Annotated in this window: 18 protein-coding genes and 1 pseudogene; all 19 read right to left on the bottom strand. The window is 62.3% G+C overall.

Annotation, left to right across the window (positions count from 1 at the left end):
- Window positions 1-3: 3 nt before the first annotated feature.
- Complete coding sequence (locus tag SGN16_RS13590) at window positions 4-816, bottom strand: crotonase/enoyl-CoA hydratase family protein (protein WP_335944692.1); 813 nt, start codon at window positions 814-816, stop codon at window positions 4-6.
- Between the two features lie 240 nt (window positions 817-1,056).
- Window positions 1,057-2,532 (bottom strand): efflux transporter outer membrane subunit, encoded by a 1,476-nt coding sequence (locus SGN16_RS13585; RefSeq protein WP_335944691.1) that lies wholly within the window; start codon window positions 2,530-2,532, stop codon window positions 1,057-1,059.
- Window positions 2,529-5,633 carry an efflux RND transporter permease subunit gene (locus SGN16_RS13580; RefSeq protein ID WP_210644814.1) on the bottom strand — a complete coding sequence of 1,035 codons (3,105 nt, stop codon included), beginning with the start codon at window positions 5,631-5,633 and terminating at the stop codon, window positions 2,529-2,531. Before SGN16_RS13580 ends, SGN16_RS13585 begins: the two co-directional genes overlap by 4 nt.
- Window positions 5,634-5,712: 79 nt before the next feature.
- Entirely contained in the window at window positions 5,713-8,808 is a 3,096-nt protein-coding gene (locus SGN16_RS13575; protein WP_210644812.1) for an MdtB/MuxB family multidrug efflux RND transporter permease subunit, read from the bottom strand.
- Window positions 8,805-10,121 (bottom strand): MdtA/MuxA family multidrug efflux RND transporter periplasmic adaptor subunit, encoded by a 1,317-nt coding sequence (locus SGN16_RS13570; RefSeq protein WP_210644810.1) that lies wholly within the window; start codon window positions 10,119-10,121, stop codon window positions 8,805-8,807. Before SGN16_RS13570 ends, SGN16_RS13575 begins: the two co-directional genes overlap by 4 nt.
- A gap of 177 nt (window positions 10,122-10,298) precedes the next feature.
- A complete protein-coding gene (gene tpx, locus SGN16_RS13565; RefSeq protein WP_210644808.1) occupies window positions 10,299-10,799 on the bottom strand; it encodes a thiol peroxidase in 501 nt (166 codons plus the stop codon).
- 110 nt (window positions 10,800-10,909) lie between these two features.
- Complete coding sequence (locus tag SGN16_RS13560) at window positions 10,910-11,581, bottom strand: DUF3313 domain-containing protein (RefSeq protein WP_335944690.1); 672 nt, start codon at window positions 11,579-11,581, stop codon at window positions 10,910-10,912.
- Between the two features lie 92 nt (window positions 11,582-11,673).
- On the bottom strand, window positions 11,674-12,168 hold the full coding sequence (locus SGN16_RS13555) for a hypothetical protein (RefSeq protein ID WP_335944689.1): 495 nt from the start codon (window positions 12,166-12,168) through the stop codon (window positions 11,674-11,676).
- A gap of 97 nt (window positions 12,169-12,265) precedes the next feature.
- On the bottom strand, window positions 12,266-12,763 hold the full coding sequence (locus SGN16_RS13550; protein ID WP_210644802.1) for a GNAT family N-acetyltransferase: 498 nt from the start codon (window positions 12,761-12,763) through the stop codon (window positions 12,266-12,268).
- A gap of 179 nt (window positions 12,764-12,942) precedes the next feature.
- Window positions 12,943-13,923 (bottom strand): LysR family transcriptional regulator, encoded by a 981-nt coding sequence (locus SGN16_RS13545; protein WP_210644800.1) that lies wholly within the window; start codon window positions 13,921-13,923, stop codon window positions 12,943-12,945.
- A gap of 237 nt (window positions 13,924-14,160) precedes the next feature.
- On the bottom strand, window positions 14,161-15,105 hold the full coding sequence (locus SGN16_RS13540) for a peptidylprolyl isomerase (protein ID WP_335944688.1): 945 nt from the start codon (window positions 15,103-15,105) through the stop codon (window positions 14,161-14,163).
- Window positions 15,102-15,587 (bottom strand): YbjN domain-containing protein, encoded by a 486-nt coding sequence (locus SGN16_RS13535; RefSeq protein WP_210645258.1) that lies wholly within the window; start codon window positions 15,585-15,587, stop codon window positions 15,102-15,104. The genes SGN16_RS13540 and SGN16_RS13535 overlap by 4 nt, the downstream gene beginning before the upstream one ends.
- Window positions 15,588-15,600: 13 nt before the next feature.
- On the bottom strand, window positions 15,601-16,248 hold the full coding sequence (locus SGN16_RS13530) for a DNA repair protein (protein WP_335944687.1): 648 nt from the start codon (window positions 16,246-16,248) through the stop codon (window positions 15,601-15,603).
- Between the two features lie 15 nt (window positions 16,249-16,263).
- Complete coding sequence (locus SGN16_RS13525) at window positions 16,264-17,955, bottom strand: putative porin (RefSeq protein WP_335944686.1); 1,692 nt, start codon at window positions 17,953-17,955, stop codon at window positions 16,264-16,266.
- A 40-nt stretch (window positions 17,956-17,995) separates the two neighbouring features.
- A complete protein-coding gene (locus tag SGN16_RS13520; RefSeq protein ID WP_335944685.1) occupies window positions 17,996-18,703 on the bottom strand; it encodes an energy transducer TonB in 708 nt (235 codons plus the stop codon).
- Window positions 18,704-18,705: 2 nt separating this feature from the next.
- Window positions 18,706-19,131: a biopolymer transporter ExbD gene (locus SGN16_RS13515; RefSeq protein WP_335944684.1), complete on the bottom strand. Its 426-nt coding sequence runs from the start codon at window positions 19,129-19,131 to the stop codon at window positions 18,706-18,708.
- A 10-nt stretch (window positions 19,132-19,141) separates the two neighbouring features.
- Window positions 19,142-20,941 carry a DUF2341 domain-containing protein gene (locus tag SGN16_RS13510; RefSeq protein ID WP_335944683.1) on the bottom strand — a complete coding sequence of 600 codons (1,800 nt, stop codon included), beginning with the start codon at window positions 20,939-20,941 and terminating at the stop codon, window positions 19,142-19,144.
- Between the two features lie 17 nt (window positions 20,942-20,958).
- On the bottom strand, window positions 20,959-22,563 hold the full coding sequence (locus SGN16_RS13505; protein WP_335944682.1) for a ShlB/FhaC/HecB family hemolysin secretion/activation protein: 1,605 nt from the start codon (window positions 22,561-22,563) through the stop codon (window positions 20,959-20,961).
- 191 nt (window positions 22,564-22,754) lie between these two features.
- A pseudogene (locus SGN16_RS13500) lies at window positions 22,755-22,925 on the bottom strand (transposase); the annotation flags it as partial.
- Between the last annotated feature and the right edge of the window lie 511 nt (window positions 22,926-23,436).

The following is a 23,436-nucleotide window of genomic DNA, read 5'->3' as shown; positions in this document are numbered from 1 at the left end:
CATTCAATCCAGAAATTCGGGTTTCTGTTTACTCATATGGGCGGCCATGGCCACGCGCAGGTCGGTCGATTGCAGCATGGCGGCGTTCCAGGTCGCGACGTACTCCAGGCCGTCGTCGATGCGGTGGTCGCGCATGTAGCTGATCATTTCCTTGGTACCGGTCACGGCAATCGGCGACTTGGCGGCGATTTCCCGGGCGATGCCCATCACCCCGTCGAGCAGGCTGGAGGCATCGCTGTAGACGCGATTGACCAGGCCGATACTGCGCGCTTCGTCGGCACCGAAGGTGCGCCCCGTATAAGCGAGTTCACGCAGCATGCCGTCCCCGATGATCCGCGGCAAGCGTTGCAAGGTGCCAACGTCAGCGGCCATGCCGATGTCGATTTCCTTGATGGAGAACTGGGCGTCGTCGGCGGCGTAACGCATGTCGCAGGCGGCAATCAGATCAATGGCGCCGCCCAGGCAGTAGCCCTGGACCGCTGCGAGCACCGGCTTGCGGCAGTTGTCCACGGCATTGAACGAGGCTTGCAGTTGCAGGATCTTGCGCCGCAGCAAGCGCGCATTGCGCCCCACATCCTTGCCCAGCTCATTGGCCACGCCGGCCAGCATCATCAGGTCTATCCCTGAGGAAAAATGCTTGCCGGCTCCGCTGAGCACCACCACCCGTGCTTCGTCGGTGTCGTCGACCCATTGGAAAATCTCGATGATCTCGCTCCAGAACGCGGCATTCATCGAGTTGATCTTTTCCGGGCGATTGATCTGCACATGGGCGATATTGTCTGCAAGTTCGACGTTGAACGCTTGGTATTGCGACATGGCAGTGATCCTTTACCGGTTGAAAAGAGGCCTGAACTATAACAAGCCAGCGCGACAGGTCGTAGACAGCGCATCGGCCAAAAGCGGGACTGCCTAGGTATTACAGGAGCCCTTGTGGGAGCGAGCTTGCTCGCGATAGCGGTGAACCAGTCAATACAGATGTCGGCTGACTAGACGCTATCGCGAGCAAGCTAGCTAGCTAGCTCCCACAGGTTTTTGCAGCGCCCTGGTTCCTCGCGATTATTCGTTCACCTGCATCTGCCCATCCCATCCACCACCCAGCGCAGCGATCAACTGCACGCTGGCAATCAGCCGACTCTGTTGCAGGCTCAGCACGCTGCGTTCATTACTCAAGGCCGTGGCCTGTACCGTCACCACATCGAGGTAGGCAATCAGCCCGGCCTTGTACTGGTTCTGGGTCAGGCGCAGGGACTCGCGGGCGGCATCGAGGGCTTCCTGGCGCACGCGGGCTTCATCCTCCAGCACCTTGAGCTGGATCATGTAGTTTTCCACCTCGCGAAAACCGTCGAGCACGGTCTGGCGATAGGTGGCGACGGTCTGGTCGTAGGCGGCGACGGTGCGCTCGACTTCCGCAGAACGTTGGCCGCCGTCGAATAGCGTCATTGCCAGTTGCGGTCCCACCGACCAGAAACGGTTCGGCACGCTGACCCAGTTATCGTAGGTACTGCTGCTGTAGCCGCCGCTCAGGCTCAGGGTCAGGTCAGGGTAATCGGCGGCCTTGGCCACGCCGATGTTGGCATTGGCGGCCATCACCGAGCGCTCGGCCGAGGCGATGTCCGGCCGGCGTTCGAGCAGCTGCGACGGCAGCGCCACCGGGATTTGCGGCAGCGCCGGGATGTCTTGGGTTTCGGCCAGGTTGAACTCGGCGGGTGGCTGGCCCATCAGCACCGCGATGGCGTTTTCGAACTGGGCCCGCTGCCAGATCAGGTCGATCAGGTCGCCCTGGGTGGTCTTGAGTTGGTTCTGCGCCTGGGCCACCGCGTCCTTGCCGGATACCCCGGCGCGGTACTGGTTTTCGGTCATCTTCAGCGAGCGCTGATAATTGTCGACAGTGGTCTGCAGCAGACGTTTTTGTTCATCGATCACCCGCAATTGCAGGTAGTTCTGCACCAACTCCGATTGCTGGCTCAGGCGCATCGCGGCCAGGTCAGCGAAACTCGCCTGTGCGCTGGCTTCATCGGCCTCCAGGGTCCGGCGCAGCTTGCCCCACACGTCCGCCTCCCAACTGACACCGGCCTGGGCACTGTAGGTGTCACGAATGCCGCTGGAGGAACTGCTCAGGCTCGAACTGCTGCTACCGGTGCCCTGGCTGGAGCGGGTCTTGCCCACGGTCAGGTCGACGGTCGGAAAAAATGCGCCACGGGCACTGCGCACCAGCGCCCGGGCCTGACGGTACTGGGCTTCGGCCTGGGCGACGGTCTGGTTGGAGGTGTTGAGCTTCTCCACCAGGCCATTGAGTTGTGCGTCGCCGTACAGCTCCCACCAGGCGCCACGGGCCAAAGCATCGCTAGGGTTGGCCTGGCGCCAGCCCTGGGCCTCCTTGTACTGCGCCGGGGCGGCGGCCGGCGGGCGCTGGTAATCCGGGCCGATGGCGCAGGCACTGAGCATCGCCACGCACAGGGTCAGGCTCAACACCCGCGAGCCACGGGCGGTCACCAGTGCAGCGCCAAGGTTGAAAAGCGAACGGTCGGTCATAGCGGAGTTTCCAGGGCAGCATCAGTGCGCACGCCGCGCCAGCGATTGAAACGATGGCGCAGGCTATCGAGATAAAGGTAAACCACCGGGGTGGTGTAGAGGGTCAGGACCTGGCTGAACACCAGCCCACCGATGATGGTCAGGCCCAGCGGCTGGCGCATTTCCGAGCCTTCGGCGGCACCGAGCAGCAGCGGCAAGGCACCGAGGATCGCCGCCAGCGTGGTCATCAGGATCGGTCGCAAGCGCAACAGGCAGGCACTGCGGATCGACTCCAGCGGCGCCTGCCCTGCGCGTTCCAACTGCAGCGCCAGGTCGATCATCAGAATCGCGTTTTTCTTCACCACACCGATCAGCAGGAACAACCCCAACAGCGAGATCAGGCTGAACTCGCCGCCCAGCGCGTAGATCGACAGCAACGCGCCGACCCCAGCCGATGGCAAGGTAGACAGGATGGTCAATGGATGAATGTAGCTTTCGTATAGCACGCCCAGCACCAGGTACACCGCCAGCAACGCCCCGAGGATCATGAACGGCTGGCTCTTCTGGGTGGCGGCGAAGGCGTCGGCGGTACCGGCCATTTTCGCAATGACATCCTCGGGCAAACCGAGCCTGGTGATGGCTCGTTCAATGGCGGCGGTGCCTTGCTCCACCGTCACGCCTTCGGCCATGTCGAACGAGATGCCCTCGGACGCGAACTGGCCTTCATGGCTGACCCGGTCGTCCTCCAGGCTGTTTTCATAGTGGGCAATGGCCGACAACGGCACCCGCGCCCCGTCAGCGGTAATCACCTGGACCTGCTCGAGGGTCTTGGGGTCCTGGGCGTACTTGGGATTGACCTCCATCACCACCTGATACTGGTTGAGGCTGTCGTAGATGGTGGAAATCTGCCGCTGGCTGTAGGCGTTGTTCAACACGGCGGTGACCATGTCCATGTCGATACCCAGGCGCTTGGCCTGGTCGCGGTCCACCACCAGCGTCACCTGCTGAGCGCCGCCGCCGTCACGGGCGTCGATGGCGGTCAGTTCCGGCAAGGCGCGAAAGGCCGCCACCACCTTGGGATACCACATGCGCAGGGAGGCCAGGTCAGCGCTCTGCAGGATGTAGGAATATTGCGAAGTGGTCTGCTCGCGCCCGCCGCCAAACTGCAGGTCCTGGTCGGCCATCAACATCAACTGAGCGCCGGGGACCTTGGGCATTTCTTTACGCAGGCGCTCGATGACCTTTTGTGCAGAAATATTACGCTCCTTGATCGGCTTGAGGCGCACCAGCATGAAGGCGTTGTTGGTGCCGTTGTTGCCACCAATGAAACCCGCGACGCTTTGCACCGCCTCGTCCTTGAGCACGGCGCGACGGAAGATTTCCATTTTCGGCTGCATCACGTTGAACGACAGCCCATCGTCGCCACGTACGAAACCGATCAGTTGACCGGTGTCCTGCTGCGGCATGAAGGTTTTCGGCACCACTACGTACAACGCGATATTCACGCCGATGGTCACCAGCAGGCTCAACAAGGTCAGGCGCCGATGACGCAGCACCCAGTCCAGGCTGGTGGCATAACCGCGGACCATCCGCTCATTGAGCCGGTGGCTCCAGCGCTGCAAGCGGTTCTCCTGCCCGGGCACATGAGGCTTGAGCCAGCGGGCACAGAGCATCGGTGTCAGGGTCAGCGACACCACCAGCGAGACCACGATGCACGCTGCCAGGGTGATGGAAAATTCGCGGAACAGACTTTCGATGATCCCACCCATGAACAGGATCGACAGGAACACCGCCACCAGCGAGACGTTCATCGACAACAACGTAAAGCCGACTTCTTCGGCCCCCAGGTAGGCGGCCTTCATCGGCGGCACGCCTTCGTCGATGTGCCGGGAAATGTTCTCCAGGACCACGATGGCATCGTCCACCACCAACCCGGTGGCAAGGATCAGCGCCATCAATGACAGGTTGTTCAAGGAAAAGCCGTAGAGGTACATCACCGCGAATGTGCCCACCAGCGACACCGGCACCGCCAAGGTGGGGATCAGCGAGGCGCGGAAATTGCCGAGAAACAGGAATACCACCAGCACCACCAGGGCCACGGCGATCAGCAGGGTCATCTCCGCCTCATGCAGGGTGGCCTTGATCACCGGCGAACGGTCCATGGCCAGGTTCAACTTGACGCTGGCCGGCAGCACGGCCTGCAACGCCGGCAGCTGGGCCTTGATCTCGTTGACTGTCTCGATGATGTTGGCGCCCGCCTGACGGTTGATCACCAGCAGCACGGCGGCATCGTTGTTGAAGAAGCCGCTGTTATAGCGGTCCTCGACGCTGTCGGTGACTTTTGCCACATCCCTGAGCCGCAGCACCGAACCGTCCTGATAGCGGATGATCAGCGTTTCGTAGTCCTTGGCCTTCTCCAACTGGTCATTGGCCTGGACCTGCCACATGCGCCGATCGTCCTCCACCGAACCCTTGGGCCGACGCACGTTGCTGTCGGCAATGGCGGTGCGCACATCGTCCAGAGCCACGCCATACTGATTGAGCAACTGTGGCTCCAGCTCGATGCGTACCGCTGGCAGCGAGCTGCCGCCGATCTGCACTTCGCCGACGCCCGAAACTTGGGAAAGGCTCTGGGACAGGATGGTGGAGGCCAGGTCGTAGAGTTGGCCCTTCTCCAACACATCCGAGGTCAGCGACAGCACCATGATCGGCGCCTGGGACGGGTTGACCTTCTTATAGGTCGGCATACTGCGCATGCCGCTGGGCAGTAGATTGCGCGAGGCGTTGATCGCCGCCTGCACCTCCCGGGCGGCACCGTTGATATCGCGGTCCAGGTCAAATTGCAGGATCACCCGGGTAGAGCCCTGGCTGGAACGGCTGCTCATGGTGTTGACCCCGGCGATGGCGCCGAAGGAGCGCTCCAGCGGGGTGGCCACGGTGGAGGCCATCACCTCGGGGCTGGCCCCGGGCAAGTTGGCCTGGACCACGATCACCGGGAAATCCATCTGCGGTAGCGGTGAAACCGGCAACAGGCCGAAGCACACGCCACCGAGCAGCATGATGGCAAAGCTCAGGAGCATGGTCGCTACGGGGCGGCGGATGAAGGGACCGGACAAGTTCATCAGAAGCCGCCCCAGATTTCAGGCCATGAGCGAGAACCGCCCCCTCGTCGCAGATGCTCCAGCATTCCGGGCGTCGCCGTCATACCCGCACCTCTTTCCCATCAGGCCTGGCAAACCGCCGCCCCAAACGGTCGAAATACAGGTAGATCACCGGCGTGGTGAACAACGTCAGTACCTGGCTCACCAGCAACCCGCCCACCATCACCAATCCCAGGGGTTGCCGCAATTCGGCACCGGAACCGGTGGCAAACATCAGCGGCACCGCGCCGAACAACGCCGCCAGGGTGGTCATCAGGATCGGCCGGAAGCGCAGCAGCGCGGCCTGGTAGATCGCCGTTTGCGGGTCCATGCCCTGATTGCGTTCGGCGTCGAGGGCAAAGTCGATCATCATGATCGCGTTCTTCTTGACGATGCCGATCAGCAAGATGATGCCGATGATCGCGATCATGCCCAAATCGTTGCCACTGATGATCAACGCCAGCAAGGCGCCGATGGCTGCCGAGGGCAAGGTCGAGAGGATGGTGATCGGGTGGATGTAGCTCTCGTAGAGCACGCCCAGGACGATGTACATGGTCACCACCGCCGCCAGGATCAGCAGCAAGGTGCTCGACAGCGATGCCTGGAACGCCTGGGCCGCCCCCTGGAACTCGGTCTGCACGCCTACCGGCATGCCGATGTCCTGCTGGACCTTCTCGATTACATCCACCGCATGCCCGAGGGCTACGCCCGGGGCTAGGTTGAACGACATCATCACCGCCGGAAACTGGCCGATATGGGCAATCGCCAGTTGCGCCTGGCGCTCCTCGACGCGCGCCAGGCTCGACAGCCGCACCTGGCCGCCATCGGTGGTCTTGACGTGAATCTGATCCAGCGCCTGCGGCCCGATCCGCTCCCCGGCCTGTGCTTGCAACACCACGCGGTACTGGCTGGCCTGGGTGTAGATGGTGGAAATCTGCCGCTGGCCGAACGCGTCATACAGCGCATCGGTGATGTTCGACACCGACACGCCCAGGCGTGAGGCGGCATCACGGTCTATCACCAGGTAAACCTGCAGGCCTTTGTCCTGCAGGTCGCTGGCGACATCGGTCAGCTCCGGCTGGCGGCCCAGGGCCTCGACCAGACGACCGCTCCAGAGGCTGAGCAACTCGGCGTCTGGCGACGACAGACTAAACTGGTACTGGGTACGGCTGACCCGATCTTCAATGGTCAGGTCCTGCACCGGCTGCATGAACAGGCGGATGCCCACCAGACGATCCAATTGCGGTTGCAAGCGGGCAATGATCTCGCTGGCACTGTCATCCCGTTCGCTGTGGGGCTTGAGATTGATCAGCAGCCGGCCGCTGTTGAGCGTGGCGTTGTCGCCATCCACGCCGATATAGGAAGACAGACTCTCCACCGCCGGGTCGGCGAGGATCACCTTGGCCAGTTCCTGCTGACGCTCGCTCATGGCCGCGAAGGAAATCGATTGCGGCGCCTCGGAAATGCCCTGGATCACCCCGGTGTCCTGCACCGGAAAAAAGCCCTTGGGCACGGCCAGGTACAGCACCACCGTCAGCACCAGGCTGCCCACCGCCACCAGCAGGGTCAACGGCTGATGCTTGAGCACCCACTGCAGCTTGCGCCCGTAGGCGGCGATCAGCCAGTCGATCCAGGCACCGCTGGCACGGTAGAAACGGCCCTGCTCCGCTTCCTTGGGCTCACGCTTGAGCAACCGCGCGCACATCATTGGTGTCAGGGTCAGGGATACCACCAGGGAAATCAGGATCGCCACCGCAAGCGTGATGGCGAACTCGCGGAACAGCCGCCCGACCACGTCGGCCATGAACAGCAGCGGGATCAGCACCGCGATCAGCGACAGCGTCAGGGAAATCAGCGTGAAACCGATCTGCTTCGCGCCCTTGAGCGCGGCCTGCAACGGGCTGTCGCCCTCCTCGATGAACCGGGCGATGTTCTCCAGCATGACAATGGCATCGTCCACCACGAAACCGGTGGCGATGGTCAGGGCCATCAGCGTCAGGTTGTTGATGGAGAATCCGGCCAGGTACATCACCCCAAACGTGCCGATCAAGGACAGCGGCACGGCCACCGACGGGATGATGGTAGCGCTGACGCGGCGCAGGAATAGGAACGTCACCATGACCACCAGGACGATGGCGATCAGCAATTCATGCTGCACGTCGGTGACCGAGGCGCGGATGGTCTGGGTGCGGTCGGTGAGCACGGTGACGTCCAGGCCGGCCGGCAGGTTGTCGGTGATGCTCGGCAGCAGGGCCTTGATCCGGTCCACCACTTCGATGACGTTGGCCCCCGGCTGGCGCTGGATATTCAGCAGCACGGCCTGGTTTTCATTGGCCCAGGCGGCGAGGCGTTCGTTTTCGGCGCCGTCGACGATCTGCGCCACGTCCTTGAGCCGCAACGGCGCACCGTTGGCGTAGGCCAGGATCAGTTCGGCGTAGTCTTTGGGCGAGGTCAACTGGTCGTTGGCGTCGAGCATCGAGACCCGGGTCGGGCCGTCGAAGTTGCCCTTGGGCTGGTTGACGTTGGACGCACCGATCAGGGTGCGCACATCCGCCAGGTTCAGCCCGTTGGCCGCCAGGGCCTCGGGGTTGACCTTGATCCGCACGGCCTGGCGCTGGCCACCGGCGATGGTGACCATGCCGACCCCGCTGATCTGGGCGATTTTCTGCGCCATACGGGTGTCCACCAAGTCATTGAGCTTGGGCAACAGCATGGTCTTGGAGGTAATTGCCAGGGTCAGCACCGGGGTATCGGCCGGGTTGACCTTGTTGTACACCGGCGGCGCTGGCAGGTCCTTGGGCAACAGATTGGTGGCCGCGTTGATTGCCGCCTGCACCTGCTGCTCGGCAACGTCCATGTTGATGTCGAGGTTGAAGCGCAGGGTAATCACCGACGCGCCGCCGGAACTGGTGGACGCCATCTGCGTCAGGCCCGGCATCTGCCCGAATTGGCGTTCCAGGGGAGCGGTCACCGCGCTGGTCATCACATCGGGGCTGGCGCCCGGGTACAGGGTCATCACACGAATGGTCGGGTAATCGACCTGGGGCAATGCCGATACCGGCAGCAGTCGATAGGCGATCAGGCCAGCCAGGACGATCGCCAGCATGCTCAGGGTCGTGGCGACCGGACGAAGGATGAACAGCCGCGAGAGATTCATGCGCCGCCCTTTTTCGCCTTGTCGGCGGCCGCCGGTTCAGTCGGGGTCGCTGCGGTTTTGCCTTGCAGGTGCTCGGTCGGCGTGGTGGGCACGTCCTGGCTGTCGTTGACCACTTCCACTTCGCTACCCTCTTTCAAGCGGTCGGTGCCTTCAAGCACGACCCGGTCGCCTGCCGCCAGGCCTTCAGTCACCACCGTGTGCTCACCGTCGCTGGCGCCAATCTTCAGCTTTCTGATGGTGACCTTTTTGTCACCCTCCAAGGCATAGACGAAGGTGCCGTTGGTGCCGAACTGAATGGCGGCGGTCGGCGCCAGGACCACGCCTTTGAGAGTGTCGGCCAACAGGCGTACGTTGACGAACTGGTTGGGGAACAGCGACTGGTCGCGGTTCTCGTAGCGGGCCTTGAATTTCAGGGTGCCGGTGGTGACATCAATCTGGTTGTCCAGGCTTTGCAGTACACCACTGGCCTGGAGTTTCACATCGCCACGGTCCCAGGCTTCGACCGGCAGTTTCGCCCCGCTGCGGTAGCGAGCCAGCACCGTGTCCAGGCTGTTTTCCGGCAGGGTGAAGACGACGCTGATGGGTTGGGTCTGGGTGATGACCGCCAGGGCCGTGGTGTCGTTGGCTGCCACCAGGTTGCCGACGTCCAGTTGCCGCAGACCGACCCGGCCGGAGATCGGCGCGCGGATCTTGGTGAACTCCAGGTTGAGCTTGGCATCGTTGACCGCCGCCTGGTTGGTCTTGACCGTGCCCTGGTACTGGCCCACCAGCGCAGCGGCGGTGTCGAGGGTCTGCTTGGCAATGCTGTCCTCGGCATACAGGCCGCGATAACGCTCAAGGTCCACCTGGGCATTCTTCAATTGGGCCTGGTTCTGCAGCAGCGTGCCTTCGGCCTGGAGCAAGGCGTTCTGGTACGGACGCGGGTCGATTTCGACCAGCAGGTCCCCGGCCTTGACCATTTGCCCTTCTTCGAAAGCAACCTTGACCAGCTCACCGCCCACTCGGCTGCGCACATTGATCGTATTGAGGGCCGTGACAGTGCCCAACGCCTTGTAATACAGCGGGAAGTCCCCGGTGACCGCTGGGGCCACCCGCACCGGGATCGGCCCCGTTGCCCCGCCAAACCCGGGCCGCATGCCCCCGGAGCGCCCCATGTGTCCAGCCGCAGCCTTCTGCCCTGCCCCGTTTTTTTGGTCCGGACCGGCGGGCCAGAATTTCCAGGCCAGCAACGCGACGACCAGTATGACAAGCAGGCCGAACAGCCAGCGACGGGAATGACGGGAAACAGAGGATTGCATGGAGTGATCAACCATTGGGCGCGTGGGCTTCTTTTACGGGAGGCTGAACGATAAGCACTGGCGGGTATTTAGCAAAGCGCCTTTACCGGCAATTTACCTTTGGCTTACGCGTCGCATAGTCGGCTAAGGCCTTGAAACACAAATGAAAACGGCCTGGACATGACCAGGCCGTTAATAATTGTAATAAATACGTTACTTAAGCACGGCGATCGCAGCGTCGTAGTTCGGCTCCTCACCGATTTCCTTGACCAGCTCGCTGTGCAGCACGGTGTCGTTTTCATCCAGCACGACCACGGCACGGGCGGTCAGGCCTTTCAGCGGGCCGTCGGCGATAGCCACACCGTAGTTTTCGATGAACTCACGACCGCGCAGGGTGGACAGGTTCTGGACGTTTTCCAGGCCTTCGGCACCACAGAAACGCGCCTGGGCGAATGGCAGGTCGGCGGAGATGCACAGCACCACCGTGTTATTCAGATCATTGGCCTGAGCGTTGAACTTGCGCACGGAGGTGGCGCAGGTCGGGGTGTCGACGCTAGGGAAGATGTTCAGCACTTTGCGCTTGCCGGCAAAGCTCGCCAGGGTGACGTCGGACAGATTACCAGCCACCAGGGAAAAGGCTGGTGCCTTGGAACCGGCTTGCGGCAACTGGCCGTTGACTTGAACCGGGTTGCCTTTGAGAGTGACTTGAGCCATGAATGAATTCCTTCTGACATGTTTGAAAATGGTGGAGGCCGGAGTTAACCATGAAATGGTTCTGCGACCTATGGTTGGACATAAAAAGTCATGGCTTGGCGGTGTTGGCGCTATTTAGCCTTGAGCTTTAAAAACGACTGGTGCAAATCAGCCGCCCAGCCATCGATGACGCCTTTGACATCATCGGGTTTCATCACCTGGGACTCGTTGGACAGTGGCTTGCCTGTACCCTTGCGCACCACCTGGGCGACCACTGCATGGCTGCCACCGTCGAGGAATACCGCTTCGGTGCCGAGCGTGGTTTCCTGGTCGCGAATGCCACTGGCAGTGCTGACGGCGGCCGCCACCAACGCAATCGGAACCACCTCATAGGGTTTCAGGCCTTCGGTCTTGCTGCTGACTGCGGTAATGGCTGCGCGCATCACCAATACTCCCGGCCCGGGCGCGGTTGCCAAGGGCAAGGATTTGCCCGCTTCGCGCATGAGCGCCTGGTCGTAGTAAGCGGTGATGCCGGACAAGGTCGCCTGGGGGATCCTGACAGTCGGCTGCGGCTTGGGATAAAGCTGTGTCGGTTCGATGTAAATGCTGGTGTACTTGCCCGGATCGATCTGGGGATCGACCCAGCGCATGACCTCGGCCCCCGACGGCGACTTTTCCTCCTTGAGCCGACTGTAGTCCCCCAGGAAGCCGGAGTATTCATCCGGCTGAGTGACTTTGCTGGAACAACCGGCCAGGGCAAGCGAGGCGATGCATACGGTGCCAATCATTGACGTGAATTTCATGCTGTCACTCCTGTAAGCCACACGAGAAGAGGCCGGGAATTACAGGTATAGCCAATCGACGGTTTTTTGCCTGCCCCGAGAGAGGAAGTGTTTCAGCCCCGCTCGCGCGGTATCAGGCTTTGCAACTGCTGTGCGAGAAAGTCTGCGTCGAAAGTAAAGGTGTCCGGGTCCTTCAGGCCATTGGTCCGACGCCATTGCCACTGCGTCGAAGGTGGCTGGCAAACCAGCGAGATGCTGCCGTAACGCGTGGCAGTCAGCCCCATGATCGACAAGGAAATCTGCCCACCCGCGCCCATTACATCGGGTACGAACTCCACGGGCTTGCCGGTAATGGATACGGTCAGTTTTTCTGTCTTGAAGGGGGACGTTTCAGCAGGAACACTCGGCCCATGCGCCACGTACGCCTCGCGGTTCAACTCCAGGAGGTTCGGCGCCACGACGGGGGCCAGCCACCGCTCGATCTGCCCGTACAACGCCTCGATCTGCTCTGCCCACACCGTTGCCTGGGCCTGGTGCTGTTGTTTCTTGTGCGCCTCACTGTCGGCGTAGTGACGAAGCATCTCGCCCAATTGCTGTACATCGTCCATGCGCTGTTCCTCGAATAAGGGCTTGCTGCGAAACGCGATGATGACAGGTTCAAGAGGCCGCCGTACGTAAAAGCCACTTCGCCCGACCGCAGATCCTTCAGCGCAACCGCGCCATGGCCAGGGTATCCACCCAGCGCCCGTCACGCACAGCATAGTCGCGCATCAGGCCTTCGGTTTCGAAGCCGAATTTTCGATACAGTCCAATGGCGGCCTCGTTGTCCGCGTAGACCGTCAACTCGACCCGACGCAGATTCATCCAATTGTCCGCCACGTCCAGCGCGGCGGCCAGCAGCATCGAGCCCACGCCCTTGCCCTGCCAGGCGACTGCCACACCCATGCCCAGACTGCCGCAATGAGCGCGACGGATGCGCGAGTACTGCTCCAACCCGAGATTGCCGATGACCTCGCCCTGATGCAGCGCCACCAGTTTCACCAGGCGTTCGTCATCCACCGCCAGGCGCTTGCGCCAGACGTCGGTGGACTGGAAAGGCATCTGTAGCACCTGGCGGGTTACCGCCGGATCGTTGTAGAGCGCAGTGACCCCGGTGATATGGGCTTCGGTGAAGCGTGCGAGGGTGATCGATGACTCGGACATGCGGCTCCTCCCTGGAGGGATGACAAGGCCAATCACTATAAGCCTCCAATCCTCCAGGCTGCCAGCGCCCCTTGTGGGAGCGAACCTGCTCGCGATAGCGGTGGTCCAGCAATATCAACGTTGACTGACATGCCGCCATCGCGAGCAGGCTCGCTCCCTCGGGTTTATCGCGATGCCAACTAGGGTTGAAACCACTCCCTGCGCTCATCCAGTGTGTGGTGAATCAGCTCGACGAGCATCTGCACCTCTGGCGAATCTTGGGCCTGGGTGTTGACTGCCATCCACAGGTGGCGCTGCATTGGCGGGCCGAACAGTCCCGGCAAGGCGACCAGACCTCGGTCGAAGTGGCGCATGTACTGCGGCAACAGGCCGATGCAGGCGCTGCAGCGAATCATCTCCAACATCAGCTCGTAGGATTGCACCTGCACCACACCCGCACGGCGTTGCTCCAGCAAGGCGTTCCACGGCGCGAAATTGTCCACCTGGCGGTCCGCCTGCCATTGCACCAGCATGTAGTCGTTCAGGTCGTCCAGGCAGCTGGGGCGGGTCGCCAATCTTGAATAGCGTTTGGCGATGTGCGGCAGATAATCCAGGCGCGCCAGCCGTTCTGGCGCCAGCGTGGAGAAACTCGGCCCAGGCACCGTGACATGGGCATCGCTCAACCACAGCACCAGGTCGGCAGTGACAGCCTGCAGCGCCAGTTCGCTGTCCAGGGTGATGATCTGCAACCGCACGCGGGCATTGCGGCGCAGCAAGGAGATCAGGTCACGGCCCAGGATGTCATGCAGGATCGACTCGGCCACGGCCAGGCGAATCAGCGGTTGATCGGTCAATGGCAGCGGGCCTTCATGGGCCTGGGCGATCAACCGCGCCTGTAATTGCCGGCCTTCACGACTGAGGGTCAAGGCGCTGCCCTCGAAGCTGAACAGCGTGCATTGCAGCCGCGCCTCCAGATGTGCCAGTTGCTTGCGCAACCAGGTTGCCTTGACGTTGAGGCTGCGGGCCGCTTGCATGAAACAGCCGCAACGGGCACTGACCAGAAAACACTGCGCCACCTGGGGTTCGATAGCGCTGGTCAGTGCCAGCCAGGAGACGGGGGCACGCAACGGCGTGCGATAGGGGGTGACAGCCTGGCGTCCTGCGGGCTCGGTGAATGACATTGGTGACTCCCTGTCAGTTGTACGAATAAGCGGGGGCTGCGCGATCGCTTCCAGTTACAACATATCCCCTGTGGTGAGGGGATTTATCTGTGGGAGCAAGGCTTGCCCGCGATGAAGATGACGCGGTCGCCCAGGGAACCAAGGCGCTTGCATCGCGAGCAAGCTTTGCTCCCACAGCCCAGCGGTGGGGTACGACGTTTCGCTAAATCCCCTCTCCACAAAGTAAAATTGTCGAGGCTAAAGCACCTCTTCCAACACCTTGCTCAACTGCGCCCCATCAATGCTCAAGGTCGCGGTATCGAGCATGCCGTCCAGATAGGCCTTGGCGATCTGCTCCTGGCGCTGGGCGCGCAAGGCCTGGGTCAGGCGTTCGCGGACTTCGTCCAGGGTCGCCTCCCGGGCCGGTTGCAGTTCGGTGAGCTTGATCACATGGAACCCCGCCGCACTCTGCACCGGGTCCGATACCGCTCCGACTTTCAACCGAGCCACCGCCTCACGCACTTGCGGAACCAGTTGCTGCAGTGGCTGCAAACCACTGTCGCCACCACGCTCGGCACTGGCGCGATCCTGGGAAAAGCGGCTGGCCAGGGCAGCAAAATCGGCGGGCGACGACTGGGCTTTTTTACTCAGTTCCAGTGCTTGCCGGCGCACCGCCTCTACCGTTTGCGGCTCGGTCGCCGCCAGGAAAATCTGACTCACGCGGTACAACGCTGGCGCGGTCCAGTTGGCTTTGCCGGCGTCGTAAGCCTGCCTCAACTCTTCCTCACTGGGATACTCGGCCGGCACCTGGCTGACTGACTGCAAGTAGTCGCGAAAGACAATTTGCTCGACGGCAGCCTGCGTCTGGCGCTCCACTTCCGGACGCTGCCGCCAACCCTGGGCATCGGCTTGCTCCAGCACGGCTTTTTCCGCCAGCCACGCCCGGATCCAGCCCTCCAGCGCGGCCCGATTGCCACGCATTTGCTGGCGAACCTCAGGGGCCAGGGTTGCAAGCAACGCCTTGAGCTCATCGGGGCTGACTTGCTGGTTGCCCAGCCGCGCCAGGCTTGGCGCGTCAGCCGCAACCACGCTGACGGTCTGTACCGCGGCGACCGGATCGCTTCCCGGCCGCAGGCCAAGCACCAGCGCCACGGCGATCAGCCCCAGCGCCGCGGCACTGATGACGAAGGTTGGTTTTTTCACGATGCGACGGCCTCTTCCAAGGAGACCTCGACGGGCTCGGCGGGGGGTTGCATCCGCGCCGCGTTCTGGCTGTACTCACGCAGGTAGACAATAAATTCCTGCAACAGGCGATCCCATAGCTCCAGATGGCTGCGCAAGTGATCGGCGCTTACGCCTGCCGCGACCACCACGTCCATTTCCATCACCAGGAATTCACCCTGCAGCGACAACCGGGCAAAGCGGCGCGAGGCGTTCCACAGTTCCGCCAACCCGGCCGGCAACTCGCCTTGCACGCGTAAGGCGCAGCTAAAGGTGAAGTCCAGGTACTCGCCCGCCGTCGGCGTCAAGTTGCCGAAGCGCACCGCATACCCGATGCCCTGGCTGGCGCTGAGCAACTGCACGATACCGTTCTGCTCGGTTTCGTTGACCCGGTATCCAGCGGCCTGCAACAGTTCGGTCAAGGACTTTACCGAGACGTGTTCGATCATTGAAGTCATGTCGATTCTTCCTTGCTAATCAGTGAGTGATCGAGGCCTGGGGCGCATCGAAACGGTTCTTGTAGAGATCATCGCCAAAGCCCTGGGCCAGCTCCTCGAAACGCACCCGAGCCCTGGCCGCGAACGGCTGGCGGATCTTCATGATGTCGGTCACATCGATGGTTTCGTAGGCATGCAGCAGCGTCTTGGCGACTTCGTACATTTGCTGATTCTTGACCGAACATTGCTGCACTTGTGTGTCACGCTCGGTCAATTGTCCCACCAGGCGGGCCCGCTCGGTCTCTTTGCCACGGGCCAGGGCCAACAGCTCTTCATAGGCTTTCTTGAACTTGCCGACCTGTTCGTTGCTGGCCGCCACCTGGGCCTGGGCCTGGCTCTGCAGGTTTTGCTGCTGCCCGGCCAGTTGTTCGATCAGGGCCTGGGCCTTGGTCAGTTGCGCGGTCAATTGCTTGATCTGTGCCTGGGCCTCTTTGGCCTGGTTTTCCGCAGCCTGGCGAGCGGCGCTGGCCTGGGCCTGCTCGCTCTGCAGGGCTTGCAACTGCGCGGTAGTACTGCGCAGTTGCGCCCGTAGCCGCTCCTCCAGCCCTTCGCCGTGAGCCATGCCGCTGAGCAGCAGGCCCAGCATCAGCAACGCGGTCGGGCATTGGTATTTGGCTCGCCTTTTCATGAGGCCTCCCAGCGCTTAAAAGCGCGTGTTGATTTCAAGCTGCAAGACATCGATGTCGTACGGCGCGCCGTACACCGCTTCGGAACTCAACCAGCGACCGGTGGCGAAGACATTGCTCGCCAGGCCATAGTTGCCACCCAGGAAATAACCCTTGGCGTTGGTGCCGCCCAGATGGAATGAGGAATCGTTGAAACCGTCGGGCAAGGCGTCCGGCTGGATGTACTTGTAGCCGGCGAACAGGTTCCAGTCGCCCTCACGCTTGAGTTCCAGCGAGTTGCCGAGGGTGAACTGGAGCATCCAGGCGTTGGCGCCGCTTTCCACCTCACCATTTTCGTCCAGGTTGTTGGCGAACTGACCTGCCGAGCGCTTGCGCATCTCGCCCTCGTCGTAGCCCAGGTTGTGGACGTAGTGGGCCTGGCTGCGCAGTTTCAGGTCTTCGGGTAGATCGGTGTCCCAGGCCAGGTTCAGGTCCAGCAGGTTGAACTCCGAGGCCAGGCCGACGTATTGCGGCTGTGGCGTGGTGGACGGGTTGAGGGGATTGGGCGTGATGTCGCGCAGCAGGAACACCGTGTTGCCCTTTTGCATGAACGCCACCCGCGATCCGTCGCTATCGCAGCCTGGATCACCGGCCCAAGGCTCACACGGTGAAGAGCGCTGGCCCTCGATGTCGTCGAAGCGGTAATAGGCCACCGCCCCCTTGATCCGGTTGCTGTCGTTGATCGCCCAGTTGGCTCCCAGTTGCGCACCGTATAGCCACTTGTTGTCGCTCTCTTCCTTGTCGCTACCGTTGCTGGTGCTGGTGTCGTTGGTGTACTCCACCGGGAATGCACCGACGGTGCCGAACAGGCCCCAGTCCTGATTGAGCTTGTGGTTGAAGTTCGCCGCCACGCCATCGAAGTTCAGATCACCGGAATACAACAGGTCAGTGGAGAAAAACGGGTTGGCGAAACGCCCGCCGGTCAGGGTCAATTCGTCCGAGGGCTTCCAGGTCAGATAGCCCTGGTCGAGCCAGATGTCCTTCTTGCCAAAACCGCCACCGAGGGTCTGGGTGGTGGACACCGGGTTGTTGTCCGAGCCGGTGCCGATGCGAATGCCCGCGGTCCATTGCGGAGCGATCACGGCCTTCATGCCCAGGCGTGCGCGCAGGCGGAACAGGTTTTCCCGGTCTTCACGGGTATTGAGCAACGGCGGCAGGCTGGAGCTGCTGTTGGGGTTGACGTCGTACGGCCCCTTGTCATTGAGCCGGGCAAAGTCGACGATTTCGTTGCTGTTGGTACCCGAGTAATAGCGCGACTCATCTCGAAGGCGAATGTCGCCATCAAAACTGATACGCGATACCCAATCCGGGAAGGTGTTGGGCTGGGCCCAGTTTTCCTGCTTGGCGGTGGCCATGACTTCGGCCTTGACCTGGTCGCGGATCTGTTCGCGCACAATGTTCGGCACGTATTGCACCCGCACGTCCCCCGGCGCACCGGCCGGCGCTGCGGCAACCGCCGTGGCCGCCTGGCGGGCCTGCACGGCTTCCCGTTCGGCCTGGGCGATCAAGCCATCGGCCTGGTCCTGCTTCAACACGCCCTGCTGCACCAGCAGGCGGATCAGATTGATCGTGGCGTTTTCCGAAGGCGCCGGGGCGGCCAACGAGTGCCCGGACAGGCCCAGAACGATCAGGCCGACTGCCCACGACAATCGATTCACATTGGAAATCATCTGCACACAACTCCTGTTGGCAAACTTTCTAGAACTTCGATTAGCCCGGACGCTTTCCTTTAAATGTCATGCGTACAGGTATCTTCAGGGAGGCCGGTGGCCGTTCATTTAAATGCCGCGAAGCGCGCAGCGAAGCGATGACTTTCTCGTCGGTCTGCGGGTTACCGCTGGACTTCGCCAGTTCCACCCGGGTGACTTCCCCCGAGGCACTGATCCAGACATCGGCCTGCAGCGTGAACTCCAGCCTGCGAAGCTCGGGGTCATCGCGCAGCAAGCGCTGAAAGGAAACCGCCATCATTTGGCCGTAAGTGGCGTTCCCCAGCCCACCGCCACCGCCGGCCCCAGCCATGCCACCGCCCTTGCCGGCGCCGATATTGAAAGCGTCGTTGCCGGACTGGGCGTCGCCGTCCATCTGCATCGGGTTCGCCAGGTCGTCCACCGGTGACGGCGGCGCCTCCTCCTCGGGCTTGACCTCTTCAGGTTCCGGGGTCGGTTCGGGCTCGGGCACTTTCTCCTCGACCTGGGGCTCCGGCTCCTTGGGTTTTTCCGGCGGCGGGGGTGGCGGTGGCGGCAGTGGGATAATGGTTGGCACCTTCGGTGCTTCACGCCGCACACCACTCATGTCGTTGGCCCACTGCCACAGCAGCCAGGCCGCCACAGCACCGAGCACCAGGCCAGCGGCCCACTTGAGCAGGCGAAGCGGCGAGGTCTTCACCGGGGGCGGGTTGATGGGAAGTCTGGCGGTCATGGTCAGCCCTGGCTCGGTTTGCCGGTCACCAGACCGACCTGGGACAGTTCCAGACGCCGCAACAGATCCAGCACTTCGATGACTTTCTGGTACTGCACCGTGGCGTCGCCGCGCACGATGATCGGGAAGTCCGGTTTCTGGGCCTTCTCGATGCGCAGGCGTTCTTCCAGTTCGGCCAGGGTCACCGGGTAGGCATCGAGGAACACCTGCCCGCCGTCATTCACCGAAATCGCCTTGGTCTTGGCCTCGGACAACGACACCGAGGCGCTGGCCTTGGGCAGATTGATCTGGATACCCGACACCTGGGCCGTGGCGGTGAGGATGAACATCACCAACACCACCATGAGCACGTCCACCAGCGGCGTGATGTTGATGCTGTCGACCGCCGCATCATCGTCGTCATCGTGTGAAGCGTTTACGCTAGCCATGGCAATTTCCTCAGGCCGGTACGGACGATTGGGGGTGATGGTTGCGGCGCTGCGCCGCTTCACCGGACTGACCCTCGCCGTGCATCTCCGCCAGGCGCGTAATGAATTCGTCGACGAAGACCCGCATGTCGGCGCTGACTTCCTTGTTGCGGGTGATCAGGCGGTTGTAGCCAAACAACGCCGGAATCGCGACGAACAGGCCCATGGCGGTGGCGAGCAAGGCTGCGGCCATGCCCGGGGCGATGGCGTTGATGTTGACGTCACCGGCCATCGCCGTGCCGAGGAACACCACCATGATCCCCAGCACCGTGCCGAGCAGGCCGATGTAGGGGCCGCCGGCAATGGCGTTGGACAGGGTCGAGAGTTTCGAGCTGAGCTGCTGGTTTTCCCGGGTGCGCACGCCGTCCATGGAGCAGCGGATCGCCTCGATGGTGGCGGCGGACACCGACGAGGTATCGGCGCCCTGCTCGCGGCGGGTGCGGATTTCCTTGACGGCCACCAGGTACAAGCGCCACAGCGACGAGTGTTGCAGGCGCTGGGCGAGGTCCTGGTCGTCGGCGAACATGTCCAGGCGTGTGCCGATCCTGGCGAACTGTTCGCGGAAGGCTTCGTTGGCCGCGCTGAGACGGCTGACCATGCGGTTCTTGCGGATCATGATGATCCACGACTGGAACATCATCAGCACCAGCACCCCGATGATCACCCAGGCGTCCAGCGGCACGGCCTTGAGCAGGAAACCCAGGCTGCCGAAACCGAAGCCGGACTGCTCTTCATCGACCCCGTAGGCCACCAGTTTCGATTCGGCACCCTGGGCATTGGCGTCGGCCAATAGCAACGGCGCCGGGCGGGCAATCTTGGACAGGCGCGCTTCGTCCATGGCCCCGCTGAAGGGTGCAAAAGCACCGGTGGCCACATCTGCGCCCAAGGCAATCGGCGCATTGAACGCTGGCATCGCCACCGCCAGGCTCGCGGTTTCACGCCCGTTGACGTACAGCACGACCCGGTCGCCCGAGGCGGTCAACGCCAGGTGCTGCCATTGGCCGGGATTCAGCGGCTGGGTCGAGACCGCTCGCTGGTCATTGATCGCTACGAACGGCACCCCCTGGTTTACGCCAATCAACAGGCTGGTGGCGGCTTCGCGACGGGCCAGGACGATCTGTTCGCCGCTGGCCTGGTCCTGGCGCAGCCAAGTGCTGAAGGTGAACGCCGCGCCAGCACTGTGTTGCAACGAAGGGCTGGCCGGCAACAGCAACGGCTGGCCGTTGAACTGCAAGGCATGGCCGATCACACCGTCGATGCTGGTACCGACTGCGCCCTGGGCATTGTTGCCGTAGGCCGTGGTGTCCCGGGGCGGCACGCCGGAGGCGCTGTCGAAGTGATACAGCGCGGTGTAGTCCGGGTCGAAGGTCAACTGGCCGCTGCCGGTGGCCGGGGCCTTCTGGTTACCGTAATACATCCACAGGTCCTGACGCTGGCCGCCCTCCACGCTCGGCACATCGATCCAGATCAGCGCCATGCCCATCAGCGGGTCGAAGCTTTCGATCTGGTGATTGAGCACGGTCTTGTCATCGGCACTGACAAAACGCAGGTCCGAGCCGTCGTCCTTGACGCCGTCGAAGGTGAAGTTTCCGGTGTGCAGGCGTACCAGCAGCGCGGTGCGTCCCAGGGCCTGGGCGATGGCGGCGCCCTGGGGCGTGGTGTCCACCGAAATCTGTTTGCGATAGTGCCAGTCGTCCTGCCACCAGGCGTTGGCGGTCGCCGGAAGCACCAGCCCCAGGCAAATCAACAGGGATAACAATAAGCGTTGCATGGACATGACTCCTGGGTTCAAAACGTCGCTTGCAGGTTGAAGTGCAGGCGCGATTCCTGTTTCGAGGTGTTCGGCCCGTCGAGCAGCGGGTAGCCCCAATCGAGGCTGCCGGACAGCCATTTGCTCAGGCTCGCGCGGGTGCCGAGGCCGATACTGGCAAGGCTGTAATCGGCTTCCTGGTCGGGCAGTTCGTCGCGCAGGTACAACTGCGCGCCTTCGGCGAAGGCATAGAAGCGCCACTCTTGGACGTAGCTGCCGAGGAACTTGGCGAGCGATGGTGTGCGCAGTTCCTGGGACAGCAGGTAGCCGTCGTCCCCGGTGCGCTCGGCGGCCAGATAGCCGCGTACCGAGGTGGCGCCACCGGCGGAGAATTGTTCGTTGGAAACCAGCGGCCCGGAGGCGAGCTGGAAGGCGGCCTTGGAGGCGGTTTGCCAATCGTTGGCGAAGGTGAAGGTGTAATTGCCGTCGCCCTTGAGCACCGCGAAACTGGGGCTGGCGCGATAGCGCTTGTAGTCGAACTCTTCGTCGTTGCTGCCATAGCCCAGCAGGCTGCGAGTACCCGCCACCAGGCTCAGGCCCAGGCCCAACTGGCTGGTTTCGGTGTAGCGAAAGCCGTTGTAGGCAAAGGTGAATGGCGCGTACTTGAGCGGTGCCTTGTCGCTGGCGCCGCCAAAGTTGAGCTCTTCGTCGAAATCCTTGAAATCCACCCCGACCGAAAAGCTGTTGGCCCATGCCCCGCTGGAAGGCAGGCTGTAGATCGCCGACACCCCGTAGGAGTGACCTTTGCCCAAGACGTTGCTGCCGCCGACGGTCGCCACGTTGCTGTCGGATTGGTAACCCGAGAACTGCACACTCCAACGTTCACTCAGCGGCGCGGTGTAGGAACCCGACCAGACTTGGGCGTTCTCGGTGTCCTGCGGCGCGGTGAAGAAGGTCAGCGAAACGCTGTGGCCCAGTTGCCAGAGGTTGTTGTAGCCCAGGCTCGCGACCGTACGCAGCTTTTTGGTGTCGGCGCTGTAGTCGTTATTGAGTCCCAGGCTGGCTTGCCAAGGGTTCTGGTCTTCGACCTGTAGATCGACGTCCATGGTTCCGGGTCGCTGGCCTTCGCGCACCAGCGGCATGACCTGGCGCCCCGGGGTCTTGTTCAACTGCGCCAGTTCTGCCTGGACCTGGGCGAAATCGGGTACCTCGCCCTCCTTGAGAGCTGGCACGTCATCTCGGATTTCGACGGGCGAATAGTGCTTTGCGCCCACCACTCGCACCCGGCCGACCTTGGTTTCGCTGACTTGCAGGTAGACGATGCCGTCTTCGACTTTCTGCTCTGGCAACTCGACGAACACCGACTGATAACCGCGCGCCTGATAGGCCTTTTGCAGGGCTTCCCGGGCGCCTTCAATGTCGCTCAAAGCCCTTTGTGGGCCGAGGAACGGGTACACCGCTTCTTCGATGGCCCGGGCATCGAGCACGGTGTTGCCGCGCACGAAATACTCGTTCACGTCCACCAGGCGCGCCGGCGCCGCTTCGGCCTCTTGCCCTCCTTCTGCGGCGAATGCCGACGGCCCCCCGACCGCCAGCAGCAGCCAGCCCCACAGCGCCGGCCGCGATTTGAAGAAATGCTCCACACCACCCCCTGAATTCAAAGTACGGCTCAATTGCTTGCGGTCGATGTCGTGGCGTGCCGGGCCAGCCAGGTGTGCAGCAGCGCGAAGTTCAAGGAGAACTCCGGCATTTGCAGCAAGGCGCCACAGAACACTTCACCAATGATTTTCTGGATGAGCCGCACTGCCCGCGCGTCGCCCAGCAGCGTGGCGAGGTCTTTGCTCAGGACGTTGAAGCTCCAGACCTTTTGATTCAGGTCCAGGCCGACGAACCAGCGGAACAACAGGTTGTAGTTGAGCTGTTCGTAGAGCTGCTGCTCGCTGGGCACCGAATAGAGCAGTTGCAGCAAAAGGATGTGCATGGCGGTTTGTGGTGCGATCAGCATCCTGGCGTCAGCATTGAGGCCTTGCAGCACCTCGCGATGCTCATCCAGCAGGTCGTCGATCTGCGGACGCAGCAACACCAGTGAATGGCCCTGCGGGATGTAGCTGGACACTTCCTTGAGCGCACCCTGCCAGTCATCCTGGGAAACGATCCAGACCCACGGAGCACCATAGCGATACACCGAGACCGGCTGCTTGCGCGCCGCTTCGACGATTTTCGACAGCCGCTGGTCGAGCTCCTGCATGCCCACTTTCGAATAACGTTCCATAGTTCCCATCGCCTCACTCCCGGCTTCGCGCCCCGGTTCCAAAACGACCTTGCAGGCCCCCTTGAACACGTCACACAGGCATGACGGGAATGGCGATGTGCTACCGAACTTTTGTCATGAAAGCTTCATTTGGAGGGGGATGGAGGGCCTGAGGTTTTGTCGGAGCGAGCTTGCTCGCGCTAGCGGTGGGTCAGTTGGCGGTGATGTTGGCCGGGCGACCGCCATCGCGAGCAAGCTCGGCTCC

Source organism: Pseudomonas sp. G166 (assembly GCF_037027455.2).
In the GTDB taxonomy this organism is placed as follows: domain Bacteria; phylum Pseudomonadota; class Gammaproteobacteria; order Pseudomonadales; family Pseudomonadaceae; genus Aquipseudomonas.
Note: the sequence above shows the minus strand (reverse complement) of the source record. Positions and strands in the feature narration are given on the sequence as shown.